General features: G+C 68.5%; 12 protein-coding genes. 8 read left to right on the top strand and 4 right to left on the bottom strand.

What is annotated here, in order from left to right; genetic code table 11:
• Positions 1-318: NAD(P)H-binding protein (locus tag AC5RV2_RS11385; RefSeq protein ID WP_494092422.1), on the bottom strand; the 318-nt coding region annotated here is incomplete at its 3' end.
• Positions 319-417: 99 nt separating this feature from the next.
• A complete protein-coding gene (locus tag AC5RV2_RS11380) occupies positions 418-933 on the bottom strand; it encodes a DUF6328 family protein (protein ID WP_494092421.1) in 516 nt (171 codons plus the stop codon).
• A 191-nt stretch (positions 934-1,124) separates the two neighbouring features.
• Between AC5RV2_RS11380 and AC5RV2_RS11375 the strand changes: the two genes are divergently transcribed.
• From AC5RV2_RS11375 to AC5RV2_RS11350, 6 genes are all read left to right on the top strand, one after another.
• Entirely contained in the window at positions 1,125-1,946 is an 822-nt protein-coding gene (locus AC5RV2_RS11375) for a DUF4397 domain-containing protein (RefSeq protein WP_494092420.1), read from the top strand.
• A gap of 130 nt (positions 1,947-2,076) precedes the next feature.
• Positions 2,077-2,772 (top strand): class F sortase, encoded by a 696-nt coding sequence (locus AC5RV2_RS11370; protein WP_494092419.1) that lies wholly within the window; start codon positions 2,077-2,079, stop codon positions 2,770-2,772.
• Positions 2,773-2,836: 64 nt separating this feature from the next.
• Entirely contained in the window at positions 2,837-3,409 is a 573-nt protein-coding gene (locus tag AC5RV2_RS11365; RefSeq protein WP_494092418.1) for an RNA polymerase sigma factor, read from the top strand.
• The gene (locus AC5RV2_RS11360) at positions 3,396-4,184 is read left to right on the top strand and encodes an anti-sigma factor (protein ID WP_494092417.1); all 789 of its coding nucleotides are present in this window, start codon (positions 3,396-3,398) and stop codon (positions 4,182-4,184) included. The genes AC5RV2_RS11365 and AC5RV2_RS11360 overlap by 14 nt, the downstream gene beginning before the upstream one ends.
• A 68-nt stretch (positions 4,185-4,252) precedes the next feature.
• Positions 4,253-5,056: a TspO-related membrane protein gene (locus AC5RV2_RS11355; RefSeq protein ID WP_494092416.1), complete on the top strand. Its 804-nt coding sequence runs from the start codon at positions 4,253-4,255 to the stop codon at positions 5,054-5,056.
• A gap of 125 nt (positions 5,057-5,181) precedes the next feature.
• A complete protein-coding gene (locus AC5RV2_RS11350; RefSeq protein ID WP_494092415.1) occupies positions 5,182-5,742 on the top strand; it encodes a Dps family protein in 561 nt (186 codons plus the stop codon).
• Positions 5,743-5,875: 133 nt separating this feature from the next.
• On the opposite strand, the gene AC5RV2_RS11345 is transcribed toward AC5RV2_RS11350, so the two are convergent.
• Together AC5RV2_RS11345 and AC5RV2_RS11340 are read right to left on the bottom strand one after the other, a co-directional pair.
• Positions 5,876-6,694, bottom strand: coding sequence for a CPBP family glutamic-type intramembrane protease (locus AC5RV2_RS11345; protein WP_494092414.1), 819 nt, complete (start codon positions 6,692-6,694; stop codon positions 5,876-5,878).
• Positions 6,695-6,773: 79 nt separating this feature from the next.
• Complete coding sequence (locus AC5RV2_RS11340; RefSeq protein ID WP_494092413.1) at positions 6,774-7,049, bottom strand: hypothetical protein; 276 nt, start codon at positions 7,047-7,049, stop codon at positions 6,774-6,776.
• Between the two features lie 299 nt (positions 7,050-7,348).
• Between AC5RV2_RS11340 and AC5RV2_RS11335 the strand changes: the two genes are divergently transcribed.
• Both AC5RV2_RS11335 and AC5RV2_RS11330 read left to right on the top strand, forming a co-directional pair.
• Positions 7,349-8,440, top strand: a complete 1,092-nt coding sequence (locus AC5RV2_RS11335; protein ID WP_494092412.1) for a polyprenyl synthetase family protein — start codon at positions 7,349-7,351, stop codon at positions 8,438-8,440.
• Positions 8,441-8,445: 5 nt separating this feature from the next.
• Positions 8,446-9,122 (top strand): phytoene/squalene synthase family protein (locus AC5RV2_RS11330; protein WP_494092411.1); only part of this gene is annotated, 677 nt, incomplete at its 3' end.

The following is a 9,122-nucleotide window of genomic DNA, read 5'->3' as shown; positions in this document are numbered from 1 at the left end:
GGCGGCGGCCGCGACCGTGCGCGCTATCGCCAGTTCGCGCCCTTCGAAGTCCGTGCCGGAGGCCATGGAGTGCACCAGGTAGAACACGGTCTGCACGCCGGCGCAGGCCCGCTTGGCGTCGTCGGCGTCGGCGAGGTCGCCGGCAACAATGTCCACGTCGTCGTGCCACGGAACCGCCGCGAGCTTGCCCGGCGAGCGAACCAGGACGCGGACGGCATAGCCGCGGGCCAGCAGCCGCGGAACCAGCCGCCCGCCAATGTAGCCGGTGGCGCCGGTGACCAGCACCAGCTGCGGCGTCGGTTCCGGAGGAGTAGCCATGACGCCATGCTTCCACCCGCGCCGGGCCCTGTCACGGGGTCAAGGGGCCGGAAAGCGCCGCGGCAGGCCAGTCCCGGGAGCGCGGTCCTGCGCCGGACGTCAGTCCCTGGAGCGCGGCTCTGCGCCGCGCAGCCCGCGCTGCAGCAGGTACGGCAGGATCCACAGCAGGAAGAACATCGCTGCCAGCACGCCGCCGCCCACCGCCAGGGCAGGGACGTCGCCGGCGATCACGTCCACGATGAACGCCACGCAGCCGGTGGCCAGCAGCCCGATCCCCAGCACCGCGAGCCTCACGATCCGGTGCCCGTGCGCCACGGTCGCGTCCTTGAGGTGCAGCCCGAACAGCTGGCGGTGGATCGCCACCGGCGTCAGGATCACCCCGGTCATGAGCGCCGCGAGCACCAGCAGCGCGATGTACAGGCTCACCTGGTACGGGGCCAGATCGCTGAAGCGGCTCTGGAAGGGAAGCGTCATCAGGAACGCGGTGATGATCTGCGCGCCGGTCTGCATCACCCGCAGCTCCTGCAGCAGCTCGTTCCAGTTCCGGTCCAGCTTCTCCTCGAAGGTCTCGGTCCGGCCCTTTGAATGTTCGTTAACGCGGTCTTCCGTAGCCATAGGAAAAACTTAGCGTCTCCGGCGGCTCCGCACTCAACCGGGAAGTACGACGGCGGTGCCTCCCGGGGGGAGGGGAGAGGGCCCGCCAAAAAAAATTTCCATGAAAGTGCATCCAAACACCCTGCCCGGCCAGTAGTAGGGGTGTAAGCACCGATCAGCCCGGAGCACCCGGGCCGTTGAAGGAGAACAAAATGCGTAAGAGCATCGTTACGGTTTCAGCCCTGGGTCTTCTGGCACTCGGCGCGGCCAGTCCCGCGCAGGCAGCAGAACAGGAAGCCCAACTCTCGGTCCTGCACGGCGTCCCGGATTTGACCGTGGACGTCTGGGTGAACGGCGAGCGGACCCTGGATGATTTCGCTCCCGGCGACCTGGCCGGTCCGCTGGCACTGCCTGCGGGCGCATACTCGCTGGCCATCACCGCCTCGGACGCCGAGAACGCCGACAGCCCCGCCATCGGCCCGGTGGATGTCCAACTGGAAGGCGGCGGCAACTACACGGCCGTGGCCAACCTGGACGCCGAGGGCAATCCCACGGCCAACCTGTTCACCAACGACGTCTCGGCCATCGAAGCCGGCAAGGGCAAGCTGACCGTGCGCCACACGGCCGCCGCCCCCGCCGTCGACGTGCTGGCCGGCGGCTCCCCGGTGATCCAGGGCCTGTCCAATCCGGACGAACAGACCCTCACCCTGGACCCGGGCACCATCTCCGCGGCGGTAGCCGCGGCGGGCACCACCGAACCGGTGATCGGGCCGGCCGACGTGCCGGTGGCGGAGGGCACCCACACGGTCGTCTACGCCTGGGGCAGCCTGGATGACGGCAACCTGGCTCTCGCGGTGCAGAACATCGAAGGACTGCATTCCGCGCCGGGCGCAGTGCCGGGCGGCATGTCGGGCGCGGCTGCTGAGGCCGGCCCGGACTACACCATCGCCGCGGTGGCCGGCGGGGCAGTGCTGCTGCTCCTCGGCACCGGCGTAGTCGCCCGTCGCAGGCAAGCGGTTCGCACCACCGACTAACTGCGACGGGTCCTGAAGAAGCCGGCGGCGCCAGCCCGGGGCGCCGCCGGCTTCCATCCCTCCGGCGGCTTTCATTTGCCGCCGGCAACCATCGCTCCGGCACCGGCCACCATCCCGCGAGGAAAGAATCATGGCAACCGTACCGACGACGACGATGGGCACCCGCGCAGGGCTCCTGTGCTGCGGTGTCTTGATCGCCGCCACCGGCTGTACCGCGCCGATGCAGCCGGCCGCGGGCCGGCAGCTCGTTCCGGCCGCTTCCCCGACAGCAGTCGAAACCCCCGCCGGGCCCCGTGCAACCGCGGTCCCGGCGGTCGACAAGATCCCGGACCCTGCGGACATTCCGGTGCGGCTGGCCGCGCCACTGACCGCCGGCAGCGAGGAGGCCCCGCCCACCCGGCTGCTCGTGGCCGGCACGTCAATCGATGTGAGCGTCGTCGACGTCGGCGTCAATACGGATAACGCCATGGAGATCCCCGAGTCGGTGGAGCAGGCGGGTTGGTACCGCTACGGTGCCGCGCCGGGCGACCGGACGGGGACCGCGGTGATAGCGGCCCACGTCGACACCCTGGCGGGCCTGGCTCCCTTCTCCGAACTGAGGCAGCTCGAGCAGGGCGCACGCATCACGGTGCAACGGGCTGCCGCCGATCCCGTGACCTACCGCGTCTCCCAGGTCGCGCTGATGGATAAGGACGACTTCGACGGAAACGGCATCTTTCGCCGCGATGGACAACCGCTGCTCAAGCTGGTCACCTGCGGTGGCCAATGGCTGGACGCGCGAGAGGATTACAGCCACAATGTGGTTGTCACGGCAGTTCCCGACTGACTTTTCCGGTCCCGCAACAACTGTTCGCGTGGCGTTTCCTCCGACCAACCGGAAGGACGCAGGCTTGGTACCTCATCCTTTCGACGCGTGGGACACGGACATCGACGCAGCCTTCGCGGCGGGTGAGGAGGCTGCCATCGCCGACGCCTACCGGCACCTGGCCCCGCTCGTCCACACGCTGGCCTCCAGGGCCCTGCAAGACAAGTCCGCGGCGGACGATATCACCCAGGAAGTATTCATCCGGGCGTGGCGGTCGCGGGAAGGATTCGACCCCGCGCTCGGCCGGTTGCCGGCGTGGATCGTGGGAATTACCCGCCGCGCCATCGCCGATGCCTATTCCTCCGCCGCCCGCGAGCAGCACAAACTCCGGGCCGTCTCGGCGGTCATGCCCGACCCCGAATTCGCCCGGGACTCCCAGTCGCCCGAAGTCCTCGCAGACCGCCTGCTGCTGGACGATGAGCTGGAGCGGCTGGGTGAACCCAAGGGCTCCATCATGCGCCTGGCGTTCTATGAGGATCTGACCCACGAGCAGATCTCCCACCGGCTGGACCTTCCCGTTGGTACCGTCAAAAGCCATATCCATCGCAGTTTGCACCACCTGAGGAGCCGATTGGAGGTCGACCATGCAGCATCTTGAACCGGAACTGATCAGCTTGCTGGCGCTGGACGACGCCTTCGGCAACCAGTCCGACAGGGACCATCTGCGCCGCTGCAGCCAGTGCGCGGACGAGTACCAAGCGCTGCGCCGGGCGGTGGAGGCGGCCAGGGCCGACCCCGAACCGACCCTCGAGCCACCCGGCCCGGCGGTCTGGGAAACCATTCACCGGGAACTGGCGCTGTCCCCCGAACTGGCGGCGAACCCTTTAGAGGGCCGTGCGGAAAACGCCCCGACGGGGCGCCGGCCATCCCGGACCGCCCCATCCTGGAGGGTGTCTGCCAAGCCCAGGGCTTCCCGGCGCCTCCCCGCCGGGCCTCCGTCCTCCCGGCGCCCGCCCTCCCGGCACCTGCCCGCCTGGCTGGCCGCAGCGGCCGCGGTGGCGATCGTCGCCGCCATCGGCATCTCCTGGGGGGTCACCCGCAACGCTGCCACGCTGGCGCAGGCGCAGTTGGAACCGCTGGAGCAATACGCGGCCACCGGAACGGCCCGAGTGGTGGAGGCCAACGGCACCAGGGAACTTGAGATCCGGCTGAGCGAGAACGAGGCGCAGGGATACCAGGAGGTGTGGCTGATAGCGCCGGATTTGTCCGCCCTGGTCAGCCTCGGCGTGATGGACTCGGACACCGGCAGGTTCGCCATCCCGGACGGGCTGGACCTGTCGCAGTTCCCCATCGTCGACGTCTCGGACGAACCGCTGGACGGAAACCCCGAGCACTCCAGCGTCAGCATCGTCCGCGGCACCCTCGACACCTAACCGTCCCTCCGGTAACGACAGGAAGGTCCCGCAGCGCACCCGAACATCCGTCGACAGCCGGAGGAACCATGCAGCAGCAAACGGAGACGAGGACACGGCCGGGCGTGCCGATCCTGGTGTTGGCGAGTTCCCTGGTGGCCATCGCCGCCGCCTTTGTAGGCAGCGGGGCGCTGATGGGAACGCCGATCCAGGAGGCGGCAGGGGGTTGGCTGAACGAGGACTCGACGCCGCTGGCCCCGGCCTCGGCCGCCTTCCGCATCTGGTCGCTCATTTACCTGGGCCTGCTGGCTTACGCGGTCTGGCAACTGCTGCCGGCCCAGCGGCAGTCGGAACGGCACGCCGCCCTGCGCCCCTGGGCCGTCGCGGCCATGCTCCTGGGCGCCGGCTGGATCTGGGTGGTGCAGGCCGGCCTGCTGGTGGTCAGCCTGATCGTGATCGTTGTCCTGCTGGCCGTGCTGGCGCGCATCCTCGTGCTGCTGGTCTGGTCCACGTCCGGGGCGTGGCTGGACAGCCTGATCACCGACGGCACCTTCGGGCTGTACCTGGGGTGGGTCACGGTGGCCACGGTCGCCAACACCTCCGCCGTCCTCGCGGCGTCCGGGCTGGACGGCGTGGGGCTGCCGGTGACCTTGCTGTCCGCCATCGTGCTTGCCGTCGCGGCGGCGGTCGGGGTCGGGACCGCCCTCTACAGCCGCGGCCGGCTGGCGCCTGCACTGGCGACCACCTGGGGCCTGGCCTGGATTGCCGTCGGACGCCTGGACGGCGGGCTGGTGGACGAAGGCACCGCAATTGCGGCCGGCATCTGCGCGGCGGTGGTGCTGTTCTCCGCCGTCGTCATCCGGTTCATTGCCAGGGGAGCCCCGGGAGATTAGTAAGGGTGCTGAATTTCGCCCTTGGCTGACGGACGCGGCTTCGACGGGACGAAACCGCCGGCCATGGCTAGGTTGGAACCAGCAGCACGCCGACAAGCGGCAGCACCTACACAAGGAGGTTTCTCATGGCGGAAACGAACCGATCGAAGGCAAGCTACACCGTACCGGGGCTCGAACTTGAAGAGGGTGTCAAGGTTGCCGACCTCTTGCAGATGCGGCTTCACGCCCTCAATGACCTGCAGCTGACGCTCAAGCACGCACATTGGAACGTGGTGGGCCGCGACTTCATCGGCGTCCACGAAATGCTGGACCCGCAGATCGAAAAGGTCCGTGCCATGATCGACGAGACAGCCGAGCGCATCGCCACCCTGGGCGTCTCGCCGAACGGTTTGCCGGGCGCCCTCGTCAAGGAGCGCAGCTGGGATGACTACGACATCCACCGTGCCGGGACCGCCGAGCATCTGGCCGCCCTGGACCTCGTGTACAACGGCGTCATTTCCGACCACCGCGAGACCATCGAAACCGTCGGCGAGATCGATCCGGTCACGGAGGATATGCTGATCGGCCAGACCGCCGAGCTGGAGCTTTTCCAGTGGTTCATGCGCGCACACCTGGAAAACAGCGCCGGTGAACTGGCTACCGAAGGCGCCAAGACCGAAAAGGGTGCGGCCAAGAAGACCAAGTAGGCAGGCGGCGCCCTCCGGCGCGCCTCGCCGCATCCAGGGCCCGGCGGCACCCCACACAGGGAGTGCCGCCGGGCCCCTTTGCGTCCCGTGCCCCCGGCCCCTTTGCGTCCTGGTGCGCGCGGGAGCAACAGGGTCAGTACAGGAAGATCGGCAGCCAGTCGCGGTTGTGCGCGTGGACCAGCGCCAGGAACAGCACGAAGTCGAAGATCAGGTGCACGGATACCACGTAGGTGAACGACTTCGTCAGCTTGAAGGTGTAGCCCTGCAGCAGTGCGAACGGGAAGGTCAGCAGCGGACCCCACGCCTGGTAGCCGATTTCCCACAGGAAGGACGAGAACACGACGGCCTGCAGGATGTTGGCCAGCCAGTCGGGAAAGTGCCGGCGCAGCAGCGTGAAGGTGGTGCAGATGAAGAACAGTTCGTCCCAGATGCCAACGGCGTTCACGCCGAGGAAGAGCCGCCAGAAGATCGTGGGGTCGGAGGCGTCCGGCCAGTTTTGGTAGACGCCCGTGCTGACCAGGTACACCGGCAGGATGCAATAGCCGAGGGCTACCACGCCGATGAGGTACAGCTTGGCCGACAACGGCCATTTGCGGCCGGTGTTGATCGGGAACCTGATGATCTTCTCGCGGTAGACGAACCTCGACACGAGCCACGGCACCAGGACGGCCAACGCGAGGGCGCCGCCCATCAGGGCCATGTGCCCGAGGCTCAGGTCGGCGTTCAGGGGAACCAGGCTGATGATCAGCATTCCCGCCGCGATCAGCGCGAGGTGCCGCACAAACTCCAGGTCGACCAACGCCGCCGTGGCCACGCTCAGCGCGAGCAGGCTGTAGCCAAGGGGGCCATTCTCGACGGCAAAAAGCAGCACGCCGGACGCCGAAAGGAACACCGCCGGCACCAGTTTCCAGCTCAGCGCGGTCCGGGGTGGTTCGGTCGAGATTGTTGTCACGCAACCAGCATGGCAGCACAGCAGCCTGCGCGGAAACCGTTGACGGCTTAGCGCCCGGTTGGTTCCACTCCAGCGCTGGCTAGTGGTGGCCGGCCCTGGTGGTGCCGAACATCAGCGTGCGGCGTTTTATGTCGTAGTACACGGTCTCCGCGGTGGAGAGGAGGTCCTGGAGGTTGTCGGCGTCGTCGGCGTCCAAGGTCAGCACCTCTTCCCATGCGCCCTGGTCGAGGACCAGTTGCAGGGTCCAGGTGCCCGGGGCGCCCGGCTCGCCGGCCACCCAGGTGAACTGGTAGTGGCTGAGTTGGCGGACCTTGATGCTGTCGTCGGTGACGGGTTGTTCCGGTGTAGGTGTCATGGTTTTTTCCTATTCCCGAGGAAGCCTTGACCGGCCTCGCGTGACGCCGGGGTCCGGACGATATACCCCAACGATGCTAAGTGTGCTTACCACTTTCCATGATGGGGCCGCCGCTGGCAAGCCTTTGCCGGATATTGCCGCCGGGCCCGCCAAACAGGCCGGGTACTTGGGGATCCTGACCCCGCCAATTGCAGGCAATGGTCGCGCACCGGGGCCCGGTGACGCACACTATGGAACAACGAAGTGCAGAAGTGACGGGGGCAGCCAGGGTGCTCCCAACCTTGGGGAGAAGGTCAGTCATGACTCTGAACGCCGAAAGCCGCGCGGCCGCCGAGGCAGCCTCGGACTCCTGCGACTGGCGACGCGTGGGCCCCCTCGTCGAAGCGGAGCTTCAGCGTTTCACAGCGGGGAACCGCAGCCGGGCCGGCACGCTCTCGCGTACTTTCCCCGTGCTGTGGGACCGCATTGAGGCTGCGCTGGGCGGCGGCAAGCGGATGCGGCCCAGGATGGTGCAGCTCGCCTACCGGTCTGTCGGCGGCGAGGATCCGCGCCGCTGCGCCCGGCTGGGCGTGGCGTTCGAGCTGCTGCACACTGCGCTGGTGGTGCACGACGACGTCATCGACAGGGACTTCGTCCGCCGCGGCCTGCCGACCATCGGGGCCCGGTACCGGGACGACGCCATGGGCCGGGGGCTGCCCGGGCCCGAGGCCGAGCACCTGGGCCACGCGGCGTCGATCATTGCCGGCGACCTCCTGCTGACCGGTGCCCTGCGGATGGCCGGCAGCTCCGGCGCCGGGCTGACGTGCGCCGACGTTCTGATGGAAACGGTCCACGACGCCGTCTTCGCCTCGGCCGCGGGCGAACTGGATGATGTCCTGCTGTCGGCGGCGACGGAAAGCCCCCGTCTGGGCGACGTCCTCGGCATGGAACGTTTGAAGACTGCGGCCTACTCCTTCGAGGCGCCGCTGAAAGCCGGGGCGCTGTTGGCCGGCGCCGGCCAACACCCGGCCGAGGCGCTCGCCGCGGTCGGTCGCCGCATCGGGCTGGCCTACCAGATTGTGGACGACGTTCTCGGGACTTTCGGGGAGCCCGGCACCACCGGCAAGTCTGCCGAATCGGACCTGCGCGAAGGCAAACGCACCGTGCTGACCGCGTATGCGGCGGAGGCGGAAGGGTTCGATGACCTGCTGGCCGCGTTTCGCCGCGGCGAGGCGGGGGTCGGCGAGGTCCGCGCGGCGCTCAGGGTTTGCGGGGCCGACGCGCGGGCGATGCGGCTGGCCCGCATCCTGGTGGACGAAGCGCTCGAGGAGTCCCGCCTCCTGCCCCTGGACGCCGGTGCGTGGAGCGAACTGGCACGGGTCTGCAACCACGTGCTGACGAGGGGGAACTAGCGGCCATGGAACCGAACCCACTGCTCCGCTACACCGACGCCGCCGGCCGCAGCGCCGGCGTCGTGATTGCCCGCTATTCCACCTCCTTCGGCTTGGCGTGCCGGCTGCTCGGGCCGGAGGAGCGCCGGCACATCGCCAACATCTATGCGCTGGTCCGGGTGGCCGACGAAGCGGTGGACGGTGCGGCTGCCGCGGCGGGGCTCGACGCCGTGGCCGTGCGCGACCAGCTGAACCGGCTGGAACACGAGACCGAAACCGCCCTGCTGACCGGTTACAGCACCAACATGGTGGTGCACGCGTTCGCCGGAACCGCCCGCGCGTGCGGGATCGGCGTCGACCTGACCCGGCCGTTTTTCGGCTCCATGCGCGCGGACATTACAGTGGCCGAACACACCGCAGATTCATTGGCGGACTACATCTACGGCTCCGCCGAGGTGGTGGGTCTGATGTGCCTGCGGGTGTTCCAAACCATGCCCGGCGCGATGCCCGGCCGGGACGACGAGCTCACCGCCGCCGCCCGCCGGCTGGGCTCCGCCTTCCAAAAGGTCAACTTCCTGCGTGACCTCGCCGCCGACCGGGATCAGCTGGGCAAAGAGCACCGCCGCCGAGGGCGCCCCCGTTGCGGCACCGAAGCGCAGGGAGTCACGCAACACGTCGACTCCGGAACCGGGCTCGGCGAGCG

The sequence above is a fragment of the Arthrobacter sp. Y3225116 genome (assembly GCF_059091245.1).
Note: the sequence above shows the minus strand (reverse complement) of the source record. Positions and strands in the feature narration are given on the sequence as shown.

What these genes read in the sequence shown, in the direction of transcription:
- AC5RV2_RS11380 (WP_494092421.1), bottom strand. Translation starts at nt 933, where the DNA reads ATGGCTACGGAAGACCGCGTTAACGAACATTCAAAGGGCCGGACCGAG.
- AC5RV2_RS11375 (WP_494092420.1), top strand. Translation starts at nt 1,125, where the DNA reads ATGCGTAAGAGCATCGTTACGGTTTCAGCCCTGGGTCTTCTGGCACTC.
- AC5RV2_RS11370 (WP_494092419.1), top strand. Translation starts at nt 2,077, where the DNA reads ATGGCAACCGTACCGACGACGACGATGGGCACCCGCGCAGGGCTCCTG.
- AC5RV2_RS11360 (WP_494092417.1), top strand. Translation starts at nt 3,396, where the DNA reads ATGCAGCATCTTGAACCGGAACTGATCAGCTTGCTGGCGCTGGACGAC.
- AC5RV2_RS11355 (WP_494092416.1), top strand. Translation starts at nt 4,253, where the DNA reads ATGCAGCAGCAAACGGAGACGAGGACACGGCCGGGCGTGCCGATCCTG.
- AC5RV2_RS11350 (WP_494092415.1), top strand. Translation starts at nt 5,182, where the DNA reads ATGGCGGAAACGAACCGATCGAAGGCAAGCTACACCGTACCGGGGCTC.
- AC5RV2_RS11340 (WP_494092413.1), bottom strand. Translation starts at nt 7,049, where the DNA reads ATGACACCTACACCGGAACAACCCGTCACCGACGACAGCATCAAGGTC.
- AC5RV2_RS11335 (WP_494092412.1), top strand. Translation starts at nt 7,349, where the DNA reads ATGACTCTGAACGCCGAAAGCCGCGCGGCCGCCGAGGCAGCCTCGGAC.